Here is a 19,175-nt window from a genome sequence, read left to right as displayed (position 1 = left end):
ACCTTACGGCGCGTATCTCGAACCGGTGAAACCGTCGATGGACATCAACAACGTCGTCACGACGAATTACCCGACGACCGACGCCGATACTCGTGTCTCGAAACTCACCGCCCATTTCGAGGATTCCTCGACGCGCGCGGTCGTCGTCATGGACGACGGCGAGGTGCTGGGTGTCGTCACTCGGCGGCAGTTCCTCTCGTCGCACCGGAACCCGAATGCGAAGGTGAAATCGCTGGTGTGGCACGTCCCGACCGTCGCACCCGACGACGACGTTCGCGAGGTCGCCGGCCTGATGCGTGACTCCGACTCCGGGCTCTTGCCGGTCGAGAACGACGGGACGCTCGTCGGTGTCGTCACGGTCGACGACATCGTCCGGGCCGTTCGGCCGGCCCTCGATGGCATCCGCGTCTCCGCGGTGACCACGGCCGACCCCATCACGTTCGAGCCGTCGAACACGGTCGGAGAGGCCATCAACCGCTTCCGCACCGAGCACATCTCGCACCTGCCCATCGTCGAGAACGGCTCGCCCGTCGGCGTCCTGAGCCTAATTGACGTCGTCCCCTTCACGGCCCGAAAGACCCGGCGGGCTCAGGGTGGTTCCTCGGGCTTCGAGCCCACCGGGACCAACCACGGCGGGTTCGGCAGCCGCGAGGGCGACTCCGACCGGCTGCTCGACGTGCCCGTCCGTGACTTCATGAGCACGCCCGTCGTGACCGCCGAGCCGACCGACTCGCTCGGCCACGCCGTCGACATGATGCTCGACCACGACGTGTCATCCGTGGTCGTCGTCGAGGACGGGAAGGTCGTCGGCATCGCCACGACCTCCGACCTGCTCGACGCGCTCGTCCGGGAAGCTCCCGGCCGCCGCGCCGTCCAGGTGTACGGGATGGATCTGCTCGACGATATCTCCTACGAGGAGGTCGTCGACCTCATCGAGGGCACGGTCAAGGACGCCCCGATGAGCCTGCTCGACGCCAAGGTCCACCTGCACGAACACGACGAGACGCTGCGGGGGACCCCGCTGCTGTACGCCCGGATGCGCCTGTTCACCGACGACGGCCGGTTCATCGCCTCCGGTGAGGGCTACGGGGCGGCGCAGGCCATCGCGGACGCTCGCGACGCGGTCCGCCGCCAGCTCATCGACGACAAGACCTACGCCAAGTCGAAGAAGCACATGGACCCCGAGGAGAAGGCCAAGATGCGCGGCTGGGAGACCGGCGCCGAGTGAGCACGAGGCCGAGCCGAAACCCGTCAGTTCGATTTTTCTTCCAGACGACCGGTTCCGAAACCCAAGCGATGCCCTCACACGTGATCCAGACGTAGGTTCATCTGAGAGAGCATGGCATCGACACAGCGACAGACCAACGTCGAGATAGTGCAGCGCATCTACACCGCGTTCAACGACGGGGACCTCGACACAGTCGTGGGCACGTTGGCCGACGACGTCGAATGGACCGAGCCAGCCGGGTTCTTCATCGGCGGGACCTTCAACGGTCCCGACGCGGTGCGAACAGAAGTCATGGAACCCTGTGCCGAGAAGTTCGAGACGTTCACCGTCGACCCCGAGCGGTTCCTCGAGGACGGGAACACGGTCGTCATTCTCGGGGCGTTCCACGCCACGACCCCAGACGGCGAGCACATCGAGAGTCCGTTCGCCCACGTCAGCGAGGTGGCAGACGGGGAGATCATTCGGTTCGAGAACTTCACGGACACCGCGCTCTGGCCGTAGGTCAGACGACCAGGGCGACCACGGTTCGCGCCGCAGCGCAAGCGCTACTGAGTCAGTCGGCCTGAAAGAATGGAAGCCACGGACACGACGTGGCGAAAATCGGTGAGCGTTTATTCGAGGTGGCCGCCGTCTTCGAGGTTGTCCATGACGTCGTCGACGAACGCGTCGACGGAGTCGTACGGGAAGTCGCCGCCGGGCAGTTTCGTCTGGAGCTCCATCGCCGTCATGGAGAAGTCGCCGGACTCGAAGCGGGTGCCGGGGCCGTTCGGGAGTGCCGGGACGAGGTCCATCGGGCTGGAGATCGGGTAGTTCGCGCCCTCGAAGGCGTCGATCATCTGTTGTCGGAGATCGTCTTTGTCGACCATACTCCCCCATTCACACAGATAAATAATAAATCCTTGGGTAGTTGGGAGGCCGGCGGTTCCCGGCACGCACGCGAAGCCCCAGTGAACGGTTCGCAACCGGTACCGAACGGTCGAGTGGGTCGTTACCGACTGGAAACCGGTCACTCACGAGAAACCGGCACAGCATAGATATATCTGTCTCGTGTCGTACCAGTACTTGCACAGCAACTGACCAACTATCGCCGCTCTCACCGGTTTTTTCTGAACCTGCGAATCCCGACAGCACCGTCCGTATCAGATTTCAGTCACACGTCGGTACTCGTCCGGGAGCGCAGCCGCATCCTCGTGCAGCAACGCGACCACGAGGTAGTCGGCGTAGGACTCGAAGTACTCGACGACGGCGGCGATGCGCTCTGCGTCGACGGCCTCCAGCGAGTCCAGCAGGACGGCCGGCACCGTCTCGTACACCTCGTGGGCGAGGTAGCCCGCGAGGGCGAACGTGAGTCCGGTCACGGTCCGCTCGGACTCGCTCAGGTGCATGACGCTGTCCTCGTAGCTCGCGCCCGTCTCGTCGCTCCTGATGACGTGCAGGTCGAAGCTGCTCCGGGTCACGTCCGTTCCGTCGTCGTGTTTCCGCTCGATCCAGATTCGTTCGACGTTCTCGTACCCGAGGATGTCCAGCAGTTCGGCCATGTGGTCGTTGAACGACTCGACCACATCGGCTTCCAGCCGGTCGATTCGGGTGCGCTGGGCTTCGAGGTCGGCGGCGACCTGCTCTCTGCGCTCGCGGAGGTCCGTCTCGCGTTCGAGTTCCGATTCGAGGTCTGCAATCTGGTCGGTCAGGTCGGCACGGCGTTCGTGCAGTCGCCCGAGTTCGAACTCGAGGTCGTTCGCGCGCTCGTGGAGCGCGACGAGTTCGTCCTCGTCGGTCGCCCGCCGCTCCTCTACCGCGGCCTCCAGCGACTCGACCTCGGCCTCTAGCTCCGCCCGCCGACGCTCCATCTCCTCGATTCGCCGTCGGCGCTCGACCAGTTCAGCCTCGATGGCTTCGATATCCTGTCGGAGCGACTCGCGTCGGGTCTGCTTCCGTTCGACCGTCCGCTTCTCGGCCTGGACGTCGTCGAGTTCTGCGACGACGGTCGAGCGTTCGGCCCGCGCGTCCTGGTACGCCGCCTGGAGCCGGTCGACCATCCCGTCCAGCTGGTCGGTCTCGACGGTCGTTCCGCAGGTCCAGCACAGCGCCTCGTCGGGCGCGAGCGCGTCAGGGACCGGAGTCCCCGCAGCACCGCTGTCTGTCTCCCCGCCATCGCCGCTCTCGGCGGACGCCAGCCGCTCGAACAGCTCGGCGTGTTCGCCGTCGAGCATCTCGCGGTTGAACGAGAGGAGGTTCTGGAGCGTGCTGGTCACCGAGTCCAGTCGTCGCTTTCGCTCCCGGTAGCGTTCCAGGTCGCCCTCGAGTTCGTCGAGTCGGGCCGCGGGCTGCTCGGGGAGCGATTCGAGCTCCTCGCGCAGCTCCTGCTGTTCGGCTTCGAGCGAGGACGCGCTCTCGCACTCGCTGTCGAGCTGGAACCGAACGTCCTCGAGGTCGCCACGGACCTCGTTCAGGTCGCCGAGCACGTCGTCGACGGTCTCGTCCGCCAGGTTTCCCTCAGCCGATTCCAGCTCCGCCTCCACCGATGCCAGCTCCGCTTCGGTCTCCTCGATATCCGCGTCGACCGCGTTCCGTCGCTGTTCGAGGTCCGGGAGTCGCTCTTTCACCGCCCCGAGTTCGTCGAGCTGACGGTCGAGCTCCTCCTTCTGTGCCTCCAGCCGGGTGGCCTCAGCCTCGATGGCGTCGGTGTCGACGGGGCGCATCACCAGTTCCCAGAGGTCGTCGCCACGCTCGACGGCCTGTCTGGCCGGGTTGTCCTCCAGCAGGAAGGCGAACAGGTCCGCCACCTCCGGGTCGTCGAGCAAGGGGGTCCCCCCGAAGCGGACCCCTTCTGGCCCGCGCTCGAGCGTCCGTGTGTACGTCCCGTCTGGCGTCTTGAGTTCGACCCGACCCGCCTCTGCGTCGCCTTTCAGTGAGACTCGCTCGCTGCCGAGGCCCGCCATCAGCGCCTGCAGGAACGAGGTCCGGTTCGTCGCGTTCCGGCCGGCGAGGACGGTGACCCCCGCGTCGAGTTCGACCGTCGTCTCGTCGATGCCGCCGACGTTCTCGGCCTCGACGCTGACGGGCGTCTCACGCAACCGCGAAGTCATGCCGTAACCTCGAGTGGTATGGCAAAAAAGTCTTGTCTCGAATCGGTGTCAGGACTGCTTACACGTGCAGCCGCCGCGGTCGAGCAGGTCGCCGACCTGGTACGACCGTCCGCACTCCCCGCAGGTCACCGAGACGGACACCAGCACGTCGAAGTCGTCGAGCGCGAGCGTCGAGTTCGCGAGGGAGTCGACCGTCGATTCGGTGACGGCCTCGGTCCGGCTCTGGAGCGCGAACAGCGTGTCCTTCGCGCGGTCCGTCGGGTCGCCGTCGGGGCCGGTCTCCTTCTCCACGTCCAGGCACTCGCGCAGGTGCGTGTGGACCGACTGGTGCGAGACGAAGGCATCGCGAAGCGCGCCCACGTCGAGTCCCGCACGCGAGAGTCGGTTCTCGACCTGGACGCGCTCCCCGCTGGAGACTGCGTCGTCGGTCAGCGCCTCGTACGTCGAGGCGACCTCGTGGCCGAGCGGGTCCTCGCCCGCGGCCCGCATCGCCGCCGTCAGCACGCGCTCGTCGAAGTAGCGCGCGAGTTCGCGGAGGCTGTAGTCGTCCCGGTCACGGACCCAGCGGTCGGCGAGCGACTCGTGGACGCCCGCGATGTCGAACTCGTCGGCGACGCGACCGACCTTGCAGTCACAGACCTGTCCGTCGGTCATCTGTTCGAAACTGAACGACATGTGAGTAAAGGGGTTTCGCTAGTCGCCCTGTGCGCTCTGTGGCGCGTCGGCGACGTAGGACTCTCGCTGGCTCATCTCCGCCTCCGAGAGGTGACAGGAGATGCGATGGCCGGTCGCAGAGACCGACTCCAGTTCCGGCTCGTCGGTCTCGCAGACCTCGCCGATCTTCTTCGGGCACCGTGTCCGGAACGGACAGCCCGACGGCGGGTCGATTGGACTCGGCACCGTCCCGTCCAGCAGGATGCGGTCGGTGAGCTTCGTCGGGTCGGCGTGTGGCACCGCCGAGAGCAGCGACTCCGTGTAGGGGTGGAACGGCGGCGAGAACACTTCCTGGACCGTGCCGAACTCGGCGATCTTGCCGAGGTACATCACGGCGAGGCGGTCACAGATGTGCTTGACGACCCCGATGTTGTGCGAGATGAACAGGTACGACAGTCCGTAGTCCTCCTGCACCTCGTTGAGCAGGTTCAGGATCTGGGCCTGCACGGAGACGTCCAGCGCCGACACCGGCTCGTCACAGACGATGAGCTTCGGCTCGACCGCCAGCGCGTGCGCGATGGCGATGCGCTGCTGTTGCCCGCCCGAGAACTCGTGCGGGTACTTGTCCGCGGCCGCGGCCGAGAGCCCGACGCGTTCGAGCAACTCCGCGACCCGTTCTTGCTTCTCCTGGCCGGTCGCGACGTCGTGTTTCTCCATGGCCCGCCCGATGATGCGACCCACGGTCTTGCGCGGGTTCAACGAACTCTGGGGGTCCTGGAAGATCATCTGGAACTCGGCGCGCAGGCTGCGGACGTCGCTGTCGTCGAGTTCGTGGAGCGGGTGACCGTCGAAGTACACCTCCCCGTCGGTGGGGGCGAGCAGTTGCAGGATGGTCCGTGCGACCGTGGACTTCCCACAGCCGGACTCGCCCACGAGCCCGACGGTCTCGCCGGGGTAGATCTCGAAGTCGACCCCGTCGACCGCCTTGACCTTCTGGCGCTCGATGCTCGGCAGGCCGCCGTCGGTCGACAGCGTGAGGCCGTCGAGGAAGCTGTCCCCGGCGTCGAAGTGCTTCTTCAGGTCGTTCACCTCGAGCAGCGGCTCGCCGGACCGGTCGACGTCGGCTCGACCGGCGGCGTGGCCATCGGCCTCGACACCCTCGGAGAGGTCGAGTTCGTTCGCGTGGACACAGGCAGCCGTCGAGCTCGTCCCGTCGACGTGCTCGAGCTCGGGGTCGCCGCCCTCACGACACTCGGCCGTGGCGTGTGGACACCGCGGCGCGAAGTTACAGCCCTCCGGCAGCTCCGTGAGGTCCGGCATCGCGCCGTCGAGCGTCGGCAGCTCGTCGTACGCCTGGTCGGTCTGCGGGATGGAGTCGATGAGTCCCCTGGTGTAGGGGTGGGTCGGGCGCTCGAACAGGTCGTCCATGTCCGCCTTCTCGACGAGGTTCCCGGCGTACATCACCCCGACCGTGTCGCAGGTCTGGGCGACGACGCCGAGGTTGTGCGTGATCATCAGGATGGCGACGCCCTTCTCCTCCTGCAGTTCGTTCAGCAGGTCGAGAATCTTCGCCTGCGTCGTCACGTCGAGTGCGGTCGTCGGCTCGTCCGCGATGATGACGTCAGGCTGGCACGAGAGCGCGATGGCGATGAGCACGCGCTGGCGCATCCCACCGGAGAACTCGTGCGGGTAGTCGGCGAACCGGTCTTCGGCGTCCGGAATCCCCGTCTCGCGCATCGATTCGATGGCGATCTCCCGGGCCTCCTCCTCGGTCACGTCCTGGTGGCGCTCGACCGTCTCGACGATCTGACTCCCGACCGTGAGGACGGGGTTCAGCGAGGTCATCGGGTCCTGCGGGACGAGGGCGATCTCCTTGCCCCGGATGTCCTGCATCTCCTTCTTCGACCGCTCGAGCAGGTCCTCACCGTCGTAGCGGATCTCTCCCCCGGTGATGTGCCCCGGCTTGTCGATGAGCTGGAGCAGCGAGCGTGCCGTGACCGACTTCCCGGCCCCGGACTCGCCGACCAGTCCCATCGTCTCGCCAGCGTGCAGCGTGAACGAGACGTCGTTACTCGCGACGACCGGTTCCGCGCCGGTCTTGAACTCCGTGCGGAGGTTCTTCACCTCCAGTACTGGGTCTTTCATCTTAGCGCTCCTCCGTATCGACCTTCGGGTCGAGCACGTCGCGCAGGCCGTCACCGAGCATGTTGAACCCGAAGACGGTGATGGCGATTGCCAGCCCGGGGAAGATTATCATCCACGGTTCGGTCTGCATGAACTTCCGGCCGTTCGCTATCATCAGGCCCCACGACGGCGTCGGCGGCTGTGCGCCGAGGCCGAGGAACGACAGCGACGCCTCCGCCAGCATGGCGAACGCGACGTTGATGGATGCCTGCACCAGCAAAGGTGCCATACAGTTCGGCAAGACCTCGCTGAAGACGATTCGGGTGTCGGATTCACCGCGGGCGACGGCCGCCTCGACGTACTCCTCGTTGCGCTCGGAGATCGCCGCGGACCGCCCGACGCGGGCGATGTACGGCGTGTAGACGAACGCCAGCGCGAGGATGACGTTGTTGAGCTGTGGGCCGATGACGACCATGATGGCCAGGGCCAGCAGGATGGGTGGGAACGCCATCGCGGCGTCCATCACCCGCATCAGTATCTCGTCGACGAGGCCGCCGTAGTAGCCGGCGAACACCCCGATAGCTGTCCCGACCACTAACGCGCCACTGATGGCACCGAAGCCGACGTACAGCGAGATGCTGCTGCCCTTCAGCACGCGCAACAGGATGTCGCGCCCGAGCTCGTCCGTCCCGAACGGGTGTTCGAGCGACGGTGCCTCGGAACGCTGCTCGATGTTCGTCTGCGAGATGTCCTCTTTCGAGATGGTCACCGTCGAGATGCCGGCGGTGACGACGAGCGCCAGCACCAGCACCAGTCCGACCATCGCCTTCGTGTTGCCGCGGAACTGTGCCCAGAACCGCTTCATGCGCTCCAGCTTTGCCTTCTCGATGGAGAGGAAGCTGCTACGACTCGTCTCGGTCGACATCAGTTCTCACCCCCGTAGCGGATACGCGGGTCGAAGTAGGCGTACAGCACGTCGGCGACCAGGTTCGAGATCATGTACATCAGCGCGATGACGATGATACAGCCCTGCAACAGCGGGATGTCGCGCGCCTTCACCGCGGTGAGGGTGAGCCGGCCGATACCCGGCCAGAAGAACACCTGCTCCAGCACGACGACGCCACCGAAGGCGTAGGCGAACTGGAACGCGACGACCGTGATGACCGGGATGACGGCGTTCCGGAAGGCGTGACGCATGACGACGACCCACTCGGACATGCCCTTCGCCCGGGCGAGCTTGACGTACTCCTCGGAGAGGACTTCTAGCATCGACGAGCGCGTCATCCGCATGATGTACGCGGTGAGCGCGAAGCCCATCGAGGTCGCCGGGAGCACCAGGTGTCGCAACGTCATCCCCCAGCCCTCCTCCGACGGCGCGGCGTAGCCGGTCGTCGGGAAGAAGTCGATACCGAAGTACTGGGCGGGCCAGATGGCGAACACCAGGATGAACACCAGCCCCCACAGGAAGATGGGGATGGAGACGCCGACGAACCCGAACGTCGAGGCCACGAAGTCCGGCCACTCGTTCTGCCGGTACGCCGCGATGATGCCCAGCGGAATCGAGAGGAAGACCGCGACGCCGGTCGCTCCCACCGCGAGCATCAGCGAACGCGGTAGCTTCTCGACGATGAGCGCCGAGACGGGCTCACCGAACTTGAGCGAGCTGCCGAGGTCGCCAGTCAACAGCCCAGCCAACCAGTCGAAGTACTGGGTGTACAGCGGTTTGTTCAGCCCCATCTGTTGTTGGAGGGCTTGCAGCTTCTCCTCGCTGGCGTTCGGGCCCAGGATGAGCAGGGCCACGTCGCCGGGGAGGATGTTGGTGACGGCGAAGGTGATGACCGTGACGAGCAGCAGCGTCACGGCCAAGAACCCGACCCGTCTCACGAGGTAACTTGCGAGGGACATTCGTGCCTACTGTTCGAGGTAGTTGTCAGCGAACGACAGCGTGGAGCCGTCGGCCGTGCCCATGTCGCCCTTGTAGTTGGGCTGTGCACCGTACAGGTTCGCCTGCCAGAACAGGAACAGGTGGCCTGCGCGCTCCTCGTGGAGGATTTCGGTGGCTTTCTGGTACTTCTCGGCACGGGCCTCCTGGTCGTACATCCGGCGGGCGTCCTCGACGAGGGTGTTGTACTCGTCGTTCTCCCAGCCGGTGAAGAAGAACGCCCCGTTCGGGTGCAGGAACTTGTAGAACGACACGTCGGGGTAGTACAGCGCGAGGTAACTCGACGTGGTCGCCTGGAAGTTCTGCTTGGAGTAGACGTCCGAGAGCCAGGTGCTCCAGGTGATCTTCTGGATGTTCAGCTCGATACCGGCCTCGCTGGCGTCGTCGGCGATGACCTGTGCGGCCTGGACCTGTGCCGGGTAGGACTGCGGAATCTTGAACGAGACGGAGAAGCCGTCGGGCATGCCCGCCTTCTCGAGGTGTTCTTTGGCCTTGTCGATGTCACGCTCGCGGGGCTGGATGTCCTCGTTGACCCACGGGCTGCCGGGGGCCGCCGGGGAAGCCGTCGCCTGGCCGGTCCCGTACAGCGCTGCCTCGGTCGCCTTCTCCTTGTCGATGGCGTAGTCGAGGGCGAGCCGAGCGTGCTTGTTGTCGAACGGTTCCTCGTTGCAGTTCAGGCCGAGGTAGACGAGCGCCTTCGGGAACTTCTTCTGGAAGTTGACGCTGTCGTCGCTCTGGACGCGCTCGACGTCGCTCGGCGGGATGCCGTTGATGAAGTCGTATTCGCCGGCCTTGAACGACTGCAGGCGGACGCTGGGGTCGGTGACCTCGGACTTGACGACCTTGTCGAGGTACGGCCCGTCGATCGAGTCGTCCCAGTAGTCCTCGTTCTTCGCCATCGTGAACGAGGTCTCGATCTCACGGCTCTCGAACTTGTACGGCCCGGTGCCGATGGGTTCTTTGATCTCGCCCTTCTCGGCCTGCTCCTTCGGCAGGATGGCGAGTTCCTCGGTGGACATCTTCGCGATGAACGGCGCGAGGGGTTCCTTGAGCGTGAGCTCGAAGGTGTAGTCGTCAGGTGCCGCCATCGAGTCGACGTTCTGCATGAAGCCGTTCGCGAGGAACTTCTCGTTGTTCTTGACGCGCTTGTAGGACGCGAGCACGTCGGCCGAGGTCATCTCCTTCCCGTTGTGGAAGGTGACGCCCTCTTCGAGTTCGAAGGTGAACTTCGTGTTGTCCTCGGAGGTCTCCATCGACTTCGCGAGATGTGGCGAGAACGAGTAGTCGTCGTTCAGCTTGACGAGGCCCTCGACGATGTTCTCGAGGACGCGGGCCGTCGCTGCTGCACTCTCGAGGTGCGGGTCGAGTCCCTGAACGGGGACTGCGCCGCCCCACTGGAGCGTGCCGCCGGACTGCGGGGTTCCGCTGTTACCGCCGTCGCCACCGGAGCCGCCGTCGTCGTTGCCACCGCCACCGCCGCCACTGTCGCCGCCGTCGTCTCCACCGGAGCCACCGCCGAGGCAGCCCGCGAGGCCGAGGGCTCCTGTTGCGGTCGCGCCGAGGACGCCACGGCGACGGAATTTACGGTACGATTCTGCCTTGTCACTATTGCTGCACCCACTGCTATCCCGTGACATACAAACACCGTCTGAGTAATAGATAATAAAGCTATGGTGAGCTATAGACAAGGCAATATTAATACTCTTCTAACATCCCCCCTCTGAAATTACCCTAATACACCCCGTGAGTGTACGGATCCTCCTCTAGAATAAAACGAACGTCCGAAAATACTCTGGATTAATCCGAGAAAATAGATGTTCATACAGCTGGGTCGCGTTGGTCATCGGTAACATGCAACTCGCCTGCCTCGCACCCCCGAGTCGGGACGACCATCCGAGCGCCATCGAAGCGTGCTCGGTGCACAGCTCCCCGACCAGCCCGAGATGGAGCGAGTCCGGGGCAACCGCCGAGAAAACCGACGAGACGGCCGGAACGCGCGGGCACAGCGAGCGAGCGTCGTGCAAGCCCGGGGGCGTGCGGGCAGGCGGACGGTGAACATACTTGTCAAGATGTTGTTTTGTTGGTGTGTAGAGAAACAGTGAAGTACGGGTTCCATAGATAGCTGATAGCATGGAGGTCAGCGAGGCACGGCTGCGGAGAGACATCGAATCGAACGCCGAGTTCGGCTCGGTCCCGGTCGAGGACGGTCACGCACGAACCGTCCTCACGGGGACCGACGCGAACCGGGCGGCCCGGGAGTTCTTCATCGAGCGGTGTCGCGATGCCGGGATGACCGTCAGCGTCGACGCGGTCGGGAACATCGTCGCACGGTGGGTCCCGGAGAGCGCCGACCCCGACGCCGACCCGGTCGCCGCGGGCAGCCACCTGGACTCGGTGCCGGAGGGAGGCATCTTCGACGGGCCGCTCGGAGTGTACGCCGCGCTCGAATCCGTCCGGGCCATCCAGGAGGCGGACATCGAACTCGCTCGTCCCGTCGAAGTGGTAACCCTCACCGAGGAGGAGGGCCAGCGCTTCGGGGGTGGACTGGTCGGGTCGGCGGTCGCCGCGGGGGACATGACCGTCGAGGAGGCCCACGAGCTGTCGGACGACGGCCAGACCCTTCGCGAGGCACTCGACGACATCGGGTTCCTCGGTGAGGGAGCCATCGACGCCAGCGAGTGGGATGCCTGGCTCGAACTCCACATCGAACAGGGCACCCGACTCGAAGACGCCGGCATCGCCGCGGGCATCGTCACGAGCATCACCGGCCTCTCGCGATGTGCCATCGAGGTGTCGGGCGAGGCCGACCACGCCGGGACGACCCCGATGGGCCAGCGCGCCGACGCCCTCGCCGCCGCCAGCGAGTTCGTCCTCGACGTGGAGGACGCCGCCAACGAGACGGTCGCCGTCGAGTCTTCGTCGGCGGTCGGGACCGTCGGCAAGGTCGGTGTCGGGCCGAACGCACCGAACGTCATCCCGGGCAACGTCGACCTCAGCCTGGACGTTCGCGACGTGAACCCGGACGCCATCGAGAGCATCGTGGACCGGGCCCGGGCCAGCCTGGCCCGCATCGAGGAGGACCGCGACGTCGAGATCACCTTCGAACGCCCATGGCACCGCGACCCCGTCCCGATGAGTGACCGGGTCCGGGACGCCTTCAGTGCCGCGAGCGAGTCCGCGGGCGTCGCCGCGACGGCGATGCACTCCGGCGCTGCCCACGACACGATGTTCATGGCCCAGGTGACCGACGCCGGCCTCCTGTTCGCGCCGTCCCGGGACGGCATCTCCCACAACCCCACCGAGTGGACCGACTGGGAGGACTGCGCGGCCGCCACCCGCGTCCTCGCCGGTGCCATCGCACACCTCGCCAGCGACTGACCACCTGTTCTCTTCCAACGAACGCCGTCTTCCGCCGTGAGCACCGCGTATCTCGGCCTGTGACCAGCTCAGCCACCCCAGAGAACGACAACCAGCGTTCTCGAAATGAGAACGCAGAGAATCGCAGGACGTGAGTAGGGTATCGTCGGTGAGTCCATCGAAAACCGACGACACAGACGGGGCGTTCAGCTCGGGGTGCGATGCACATAACGGGAACACCTATGCGAATCCGTGCTCTGCCTCCTGCTATGGCAGGGCGAGCGAACACCGGCGGCGAACCGTCACGGACCCTGAAGACAGTCTCGCGTGCGTGCGACATCATCCGAGTCCTGGAGGAACTGGACGGGGCAGGCGTCACAGAACTCGCCACCCACCTCGACATGTCCAAGAGCGCAGTCTACAGTCACCTCTCGACGCTCCGCGAGGAGCACTTCGTGGTGAAGGAGGGGGACACCTACAGACTGGGACTGCAGTTCCTGCTGTTGGGCGAATTCGTCCGGAACCAGCACGTCCTCTACCACCACGGCAAGGAGGAGATCGAGAAGCTGGCCGAGGAGACCGGCGAGTACGCCCACCTCGCGACGGAGCAACACGGCCTCGGGGTGAACCTGTACAAGGTGCAGGGCGAGAAGGCGGTCGGCCGCGACTACCAGACCAACAAGCTCCAGAAGCCCGATTACCTCCACTTCTCGGCGACCGGCAAGTCCATCCTGGCCCACCTCGGCGACGAGCGCGTCGAGGGAATCATCGACGAGTACGGTCTCTCCGCGAAGACGGAACACACCATCACGGACCCGGACGAGCTGTTCGCAGAACTCGAACAGATACGCGAACAGGGCTACGCGACGAACGAGGAGGAGGAAATCAAGGGACTGCAGGCCATCGGCGCGCCGGTCCTCGACAAGGACGACACCGTCCTCGGGTCGGTCTCGGTCTCCGGCCCGGTCAACCGGATGCAGGAACCGGCCTACCACGACCGCATCGTCGACGCCGTCACGAGCACGGCGAACATCATCGAGGTCAACATCAATATGGCCGACACGGACACCGAGCTTCCCGATTTCAACTGAGCCGCGACCCAACATTTGCTTTACAAGCCTACTTCTGTAAAGCACATGACTGCCGACTTGTTTTACAGCCCTACCGCCGTAAAGTCGTTCCTCGATATTCGCCGCGAACCGGTCGTGTGCACATCGAGAACGGAGCAGAGAGGGGTTTGCGCTGCTGAAGCCGCCCTCACGCACTCAGAACCCTCGAATCTCGTCGAGAACCGCGTCCTCGCGTTCGGCGTACACGACGAACTCGACGATGTCCGCGGTCCACCCGGAGATGTTGTAGACGCCGTCGTGGCCCTCGGGCGTCGCCAGGTCACCGTACGCCTGCAGGTCGACCATGTAGAGGTTCGCGTCCGGCGCGACCGCATCGCGGTAGCGGGTGAACCACTCGCGAACGCTCTCGTCCGAGCCCCACGTGGAGTCCCAGACCTGCACGTCCGTCAGGACGACCACGCGGTCGTACTCGGCCGCGTTCTCGACGAGATGCTGGAAGGCGAGCCACGCGTTCGTCGCCCCACCGACGCGCTGGTCGCGAATCGTCCGGGCGCGCTCCAGGGTGGGGGTGTCGGTGTGCGTCGAGACCGTGTCGAAGTCGCTCGCGAACACACCCACGTCGGCTCCCTGTGCCTGCAGGACCGCGCCGAAGAACGACGCGATCTCAAGGTAGGTCATCTCGGAGCGCCCGGAAAGCCGCGAGTCCATCGACCCCGAGAGGTCGACCGCGACGAACGTGTTCCCGAGGTCGTCGGGCAGGTTCGTCGCCGTCGCGTCGACGGCGCGCGAGAGCCAGCGCTCGGTGTGCTCGTCCGCGATCCCTGCCGTGGTAACGGCCTCGTAGGCCTGGTAGAACCGGAACGGGTAGAGCATCGAGTCACGGACGTACTCGAGGTCCTCCTCGGTGAGGATCTCTGCCCCATCGAGGCCGGCCGCCAGCATGTTCCGGAGGTTCCGGATGGTGGCGAACAGCCCCATCTTCGGCAGGACCTCCCGCCACGCTTCGGGCGTGTTCCCCTTCTCGGAGATGACGACCTCCCACGTCTCGGGCGGGTCGAGTGGCTGGACCTCCGGATGGTCGTCGAGGTCCCCCAGCACGAGCCGCTCGAAGACCTCGTCCTCCTCCGGCGTCTCGGGCTTCGGGTGGACGAGGTTCATCACGTCGCGGAATTTCACCGCACGGTTGCGGTTGTCGTACTTCGCGAACTGGTAACGGTCGAACTCGTGAAACGAGTCCGCGATACCCTTCTTGAGCGGCTTGGGAATCGGCTTCCCGAACAGTTCGAGCTGCATCGCCGTGACCGTGGTCAGTTCGTCGGCGCGCCGGATGACCCGCGGCGCGTACTCACGGACGTACGTCTTCGCTTCCTCGTGCTGTGCTGCGAGCACGAGCAGGAGGTTCGAGACGTCGCGGAGGTACAGCTCAGTCCGGGCGTACGCCGCCAGCTTGAGCACGAACTCCGGGTCCTCGTCAGCCGCCGCATCGAACCGCCGGACGAGCTTGCGCAGCCGGTCCTCGTCGGACTCGTAGAAGCTGTCCTCGAGCAGGTTGTTCACGACGACTTTGTACAGGCCCAGTTCCGGACTCTCCGGCTGGTACGCCTCCGCACCCTCGAAGTTGGTCGTACGCTGTGCATCGGTCGAACTGGTGCGGTTGAAATTCATCGCTATCACGGTGGGAAAGGTGGCCATCGCTGGCCGTGCGCCCACCAGCGCGTTCGGGGTGGAAACTGCGACCCCGGTATGGAAAACTGTGGAAGTGCGGGGAAAACCGCGGGAGCGTGGCCCGTTCGGGCCGGGTCAGGATGAAGTATCGCTCCCGCTCGCCCCGTGTCTCCAAAGAATGTTGGTTTCGTAATAAGTTTTCAGCCGTCGTGAGAAGGTGTATCACAGTTGGCTACTCCATCTCACGGCTCCCTGTCGGTCGCCGGAGAGTGAAAGGGCCGGGCGGGATTCGAACCGGAACGAGACGGTCCGGGGCTGCGACTCGTAGGGCTCGAATCCCTCGCTTCATCTCACGACTCCCTGTCGGTCGCCGGAGAGTGAAAGGGCCGGGCGGGATTCGAACCCGCAATCTTCCGATTACAAGTCGGCTGCACTTGACCTGGCTGTGTCTGGCCCGCGATTCCTCGACTGCCAGCACACCTCGTTTCCGGTGAAAGTTGCCAGCAGCAGAGCGGAGCGGGTAGGATTCGAACCTACGTTGGCCACTGAAGTAGCTCCAGACCTCGCGCCAGTGGCGAATACCGGTCCGGAGACGCTACCGCTCCGACGCGCGGGTCCCCGTGACGAGCGTCGCTGCGCCAGGAATCGAACCAGAGCGAGACGTTCTGGGCGTGCGGCCCTCCGGGCCGTTCCCAGCTGCGACTCGCAGGGCTCGATTCTCCGACGCCGATTGTTCCTCACGTCTGTTCGTCACAATCGGCCATGGCGGGAATCGAACCTGGAACGTTCGATAGGAACGAAGCAACTCCACGACTCGCACCGGCCTGCCGGTGAAAATACGTGTGGAGGGTTGTGTCGCGGCTACCAGCCCTGCATCGGTCTCGTCACGACCGCCCGCGGCGGGAGTCGAGTGTGCAGGCCTCGACTCCGGAGGACACGGGTGGGAGTCGAACCCACCACGACCGTCGCGCACGTCGATGCGCGACCGTGTCAGGTGCCTCGGCCTCGCGGCGTCATCGGCAGTTTGCGAATTTCACACGGTGTGCACTGTCTACACTGTGTAGGATGTTCGGTTGTTTCAGGCCGTCAGGCCTGCGTATTGTCGTTCGCGCACCTCGACGGGGCGGGCAGGAATCGAACCACGGTCTCTCGACCGCTCCCTGACTCGACCCTCTCGCATCTGCTCACCGTGCTCACTGCCGTTCGCACGGTTCGAAGGGGCGAGCAGGAATCGAACCAAGGTCTCTCGACCCCTCCCTGATTCGACCTCCTCGCAGCACCGCATCGCGCTCACTGTCGTTCGCGCACCTCGACGGGGCGAGCAGGATTCGAACCTGCCTCTTCTGGTTTGCGACCAGATGGAATGTGCCGAAGGAACTCCACGACTCGCACTGACAGCAGTGAATAGCTGTGTGGAGAGAAGTGTACTATCCTATCGCCCCGCACGTATGGAGGGGCCCGGAGTGACCCGGGCGAGCGGCGTGTTCGCCTCGCGAACACGCCAGCGTCAGCAAGGGATGGCAGCGTCGGCAGGTGGGATGACTATGGCTATGGGACGGCCGCGCTACGCCAGGCTCAGGCCGTGGCGGCCTGGGATTCGATTGCGACCTCGTGGACGGCTTCGACACCGAAGCCCTCCTCCAGGTCGGCTCGGACGGTACTGTCGTCGGGTTGTTCGGACAGCAGCGTAACGGTCACCTCGACGTCCACCTCGATGGCGTTGAGGCTCGGCGTGATACCGGTGATACGTTGGACATCGACCGCGTCGAGGTCGTCGATACGGGCGATGACGGTCGCAGCGCCGGACATCAGGTCGCCCGGTGCGCCGTCGGGAACGCGGACGCGCAGGTGTGCCGTTACGGCTGTCTCGTGGCTGAGACGAGTCTGTGCCATAAGTGCTCCCGCCGAGATTCGAACTCGGGTCCCGGCCTCGAAAGGGCCGTGTGATTGTCCAGCTACACCACGGGAGCAGGTCCCCGGCGCAGCGTCAGCTGCCACCGAGGACGAAAGGGTACGGGCGCGTGAGGGCGTGCTTCGAGACCCGGGCGACGGGAACCGCCTCCCGACCAGGTCCCGGGATTCCCACACCTCGGGCGCGAGCCCATCGCCGGTTCTCCGGCCCGCGGCCGTCTCTGATGGGGAACCCCAGCGGCTGACAGCGATGCCTCTCTGCGACGAGGCGGTGTGCCCCGGCAGCGAGCATCGCGCCCCACGCAGGGGGCGAGCGCCCAGCGAGGGATTCGAACCCTCGTCCGACCCGCGACAGGGGTCGATGATCCAGCCTGGCTACACCAGCTGGGCGAGCGTGTACGAGCGACGGTAGCGTGACACAGGGGCGGCCACGCGAGCCAGCACTCGCGACTGTTGGCACTCATCACGGAACCGTCACTACCGAGTACCTATCAGACCAGAGTCGTGACCCGCCGATGGTGAGTCGTGGAACGAATTCCGTTCGATCCAGAGAACCCGTCCACCGGCGCGCATGGCGTCACCTCGACAGCTGAGGTCGAGAGAACGCCCAGAGCCACGAAACGGCCTTATGCGGCACCGGCAGAGACGGACCGAACGGCGGGGCGACCGGTGAAGGCCACGTACCCGGTGCGTTCGCCCATATTGCCAGTGCCGCACTGGCGGCCGACAGGGAGGGCATCACCCGTCCCATTGGCATAGGCGGACTCGCCACTGGAAGTCATGGCGAGCACCGGATTGGTGGTCTTCGTTTGAATCATGCCGATCACCCCTGCACGGGTTGGAAAGCCGTGCTAATGAGGTATCAGCATCTACCAGAAGACACTACTTAAATATACCGGTATAACCCCCATTACGCATCTGAAGCTATCTGATTCCCTTGAGTAATACGTAGTCGACAGGTCACTCGTCCGAATTATTGATTCCCGCGTGTACGCACGGGTTCTTGCCAGCGGAACCGGGGGTCCCGTGAACGACGGATTACAGAGAGTGAGGTGTGGCTGTCGCCCAGCTCAGTGGTCGGCCGCGTCGACGACCTCGTACCCGATGTTGCCGTCACGCAGGCGGTCGGTATGCCGTGAGAGTTCGTCGGTTACGACCACGAGCAACACGTCGAGTCCCTTCGTCGCTGCCTCGGTCACCGCCTCGGCAGTTCCGAAACGGATTTCTGGTTCCTGTCCGGCGCACCGGCACGCCACCAGCGCCTCCGTCCCGGCTGCGGCCAGCAAATCGTGCCCACCTGCCTGCTCGACGAGCACCTCCGTCGGAACCTCACGGCTCCCACCGCGCTGGATGCGCGGAATCGATACCAGGGTCACCGTCCCGAGGTCGTAATCGAGCACCCCCTCGAAGTCGGTGACCCCCACGTCCTCGTCCACGGTCGCACTCGTGACCGCGACCGCCGTCGCCGACCCATCGTCTCCCGGCGATGCGTGCATCACCCCGTCCTCCATGGTCAGCGACACCGACTCACCCTCCGCGATGTCCCCCGTCGCGATGGCCGTCTCGATGTCCACCTGACCGATGACCTCCTCGGAGACGTGGTCGACGTACCGACGCAGGTCCTCGGTCCGCGAGATGAGCCAGTCCACCCCCTCCTTCGTCACCTCGTAGCGCCCGCGACCGTGTTTGGTCACGAACCCGCGCTCGACGAGGTTCTGCAGATAGTCGCTGACGGCCTGGGCCGTCACCCCGATCTCGTCGGCGATCTCCTGCTGGCTCACCGCCGGCTGGCGCTCGGCAATCTGGGACAGTATCTGGTACTGTGTCGCGTTGCGCTTGCTCTGGAGCACGCTCAGTTCGTCCGTGTCGGCGGCGTCCTCGGGCATCGTTTCGGCTTGGAAGGTCGAACACAAGTAGCTTTGCACTGAGGTAGCCTGCAGTTGGGAAGTCCACCGCGTGTGGCGACCCCGGAATCCTGGGGGCGGCGCGGCGCGGGGGCAGCGGGGTTGGGCGCGAGAGGGGGAAGAAGGGGAAGAGCGCGAGAAGGGGAAGAAGGGGAAGAGCGCGAGAAGGGGAAGAAGGGGAAGAGCGCGAGAAGGGGAAGAAGGGGAAGAGCGCGAGAAGGGGAAGAAGGGGAA

The 19,175-nt window shown here is 65.1% G+C and carries 14 protein-coding genes and 2 tRNA genes; 4 read left to right on the top strand and 12 right to left on the bottom strand.

All coding sequences use genetic code 11. The annotated features are described in order from the left end of the window. Window positions 1-37: 37 nt before the first annotated feature. Together ACSC1S_RS18325 and ACSC1S_RS18320 are read left to right on the top strand one after the other, a co-directional pair. On the top strand, window positions 38-1,228 hold the full coding sequence (locus tag ACSC1S_RS18325) for a CBS domain-containing protein (protein WP_435365549.1): 1,191 nt from the start codon (window positions 38-40) through the stop codon (window positions 1,226-1,228). Window positions 1,229-1,339: 111 nt separating this feature from the next. Further along, complete coding sequence (locus ACSC1S_RS18320) at window positions 1,340-1,729, top strand: nuclear transport factor 2 family protein (RefSeq protein WP_435365548.1); 390 nt, start codon at window positions 1,340-1,342, stop codon at window positions 1,727-1,729. A 110-nt stretch (window positions 1,730-1,839) separates the two neighbouring features. Here ACSC1S_RS18320 and ACSC1S_RS18315 read toward each other — a convergent pair whose 3' ends face one another. The 7 genes from ACSC1S_RS18315 to ACSC1S_RS18285 form a co-directional block, all read right to left on the bottom strand. Beyond that, window positions 1,840-2,094 (bottom strand): MTH865 family protein, encoded by a 255-nt coding sequence (locus ACSC1S_RS18315; protein WP_261653082.1) that lies wholly within the window; start codon window positions 2,092-2,094, stop codon window positions 1,840-1,842. 273 nt (window positions 2,095-2,367) lie between these two features. Then, window positions 2,368-4,314, bottom strand: coding sequence for an archaea-specific SMC-related protein (locus ACSC1S_RS18310; RefSeq protein WP_435365547.1), 1,947 nt, complete (start codon window positions 4,312-4,314; stop codon window positions 2,368-2,370). 48 nt (window positions 4,315-4,362) lie between these two features. Next, window positions 4,363-4,968 carry a rod-determining factor RdfA gene (rdfA, locus tag ACSC1S_RS18305; RefSeq protein WP_435365546.1) on the bottom strand — a complete coding sequence of 202 codons (606 nt, stop codon included), beginning with the start codon at window positions 4,966-4,968 and terminating at the stop codon, window positions 4,363-4,365. Between the two features lie 39 nt (window positions 4,969-5,007). After that, window positions 5,008-7,113: a dipeptide ABC transporter ATP-binding protein gene (locus ACSC1S_RS18300; RefSeq protein ID WP_435365545.1), complete on the bottom strand. Its 2,106-nt coding sequence runs from the start codon at window positions 7,111-7,113 to the stop codon at window positions 5,008-5,010. Between the two features lies 1 nt (window position 7,114). Then, a complete protein-coding gene (locus ACSC1S_RS18295) occupies window positions 7,115-8,017 on the bottom strand; it encodes an ABC transporter permease (RefSeq protein ID WP_435365544.1) in 903 nt (300 codons plus the stop codon). Beyond that, window positions 8,017-8,997, bottom strand: a complete 981-nt coding sequence (locus tag ACSC1S_RS18290) for an ABC transporter permease (protein ID WP_435365543.1) — start codon at window positions 8,995-8,997, stop codon at window positions 8,017-8,019. The genes ACSC1S_RS18295 and ACSC1S_RS18290 overlap by 1 nt, the downstream gene beginning before the upstream one ends. A 6-nt stretch (window positions 8,998-9,003) precedes the next feature. Continuing rightward, entirely contained in the window at window positions 9,004-10,671 is a 1,668-nt protein-coding gene (locus ACSC1S_RS18285) for an ABC transporter substrate-binding protein (protein WP_435365542.1), read from the bottom strand. A gap of 493 nt (window positions 10,672-11,164) precedes the next feature. Here ACSC1S_RS18285 and ACSC1S_RS18280 point away from each other — a divergent pair, with 493 nt between their 5' ends. Further along, complete coding sequence (locus ACSC1S_RS18280; protein WP_435365541.1) at window positions 11,165-12,412, top strand: Zn-dependent hydrolase; 1,248 nt, start codon at window positions 11,165-11,167, stop codon at window positions 12,410-12,412. A gap of 248 nt (window positions 12,413-12,660) precedes the next feature. Then, window positions 12,661-13,482, top strand: a complete 822-nt coding sequence (locus tag ACSC1S_RS18275; RefSeq protein ID WP_435320542.1) for an IclR family transcriptional regulator — start codon at window positions 12,661-12,663, stop codon at window positions 13,480-13,482. A gap of 174 nt (window positions 13,483-13,656) precedes the next feature. Here the strand turns inward: ACSC1S_RS18275 and ACSC1S_RS18270 are convergent, their stop codons facing one another. The 5 genes from ACSC1S_RS18270 to ACSC1S_RS18250 all read right to left on the bottom strand — a co-directional run bounded on the left by ACSC1S_RS18270 (window position 13,657) and on the right by ACSC1S_RS18250 (window position 18,923). Then, on the bottom strand, window positions 13,657-15,126 hold the full coding sequence (locus tag ACSC1S_RS18270; protein ID WP_435365540.1) for a TROVE domain-containing protein: 1,470 nt from the start codon (window positions 15,124-15,126) through the stop codon (window positions 13,657-13,659). 1,575 nt (window positions 15,127-16,701) lie between these two features. After that, window positions 16,702-17,019, bottom strand: coding sequence for a hypothetical protein (locus ACSC1S_RS18265; protein WP_435365539.1), 318 nt, complete (start codon window positions 17,017-17,019; stop codon window positions 16,702-16,704). A gap of 3 nt (window positions 17,020-17,022) precedes the next feature. After that, a tRNA-Glu gene (locus ACSC1S_RS18260) sits at window positions 17,023-17,096 on the bottom strand. 255 nt (window positions 17,097-17,351) lie between these two features. Beyond that, window positions 17,352-17,427, bottom strand: a tRNA-Asp gene (locus tag ACSC1S_RS18255). Between the two features lie 680 nt (window positions 17,428-18,107). Next, the gene (locus ACSC1S_RS18250; protein ID WP_435365538.1) at window positions 18,108-18,923 is read right to left on the bottom strand and encodes a DUF7839 domain-containing protein; all 816 of its coding nucleotides are present in this window, start codon (window positions 18,921-18,923) and stop codon (window positions 18,108-18,110) included. Window positions 18,924-19,175: the final 252 nt, after the last annotated feature.

Source organism: Haloarchaeobius pelagicus, assembly GCF_051207375.1.
In the GTDB taxonomy this organism is placed as follows: Archaea; Halobacteriota; Halobacteria; order Halobacteriales; family Natrialbaceae; genus Haloarchaeobius.
The sequence above is the reverse complement of the archived record's forward strand: the minus strand, read 5'-3'. Positions and strand labels throughout refer to the sequence as shown.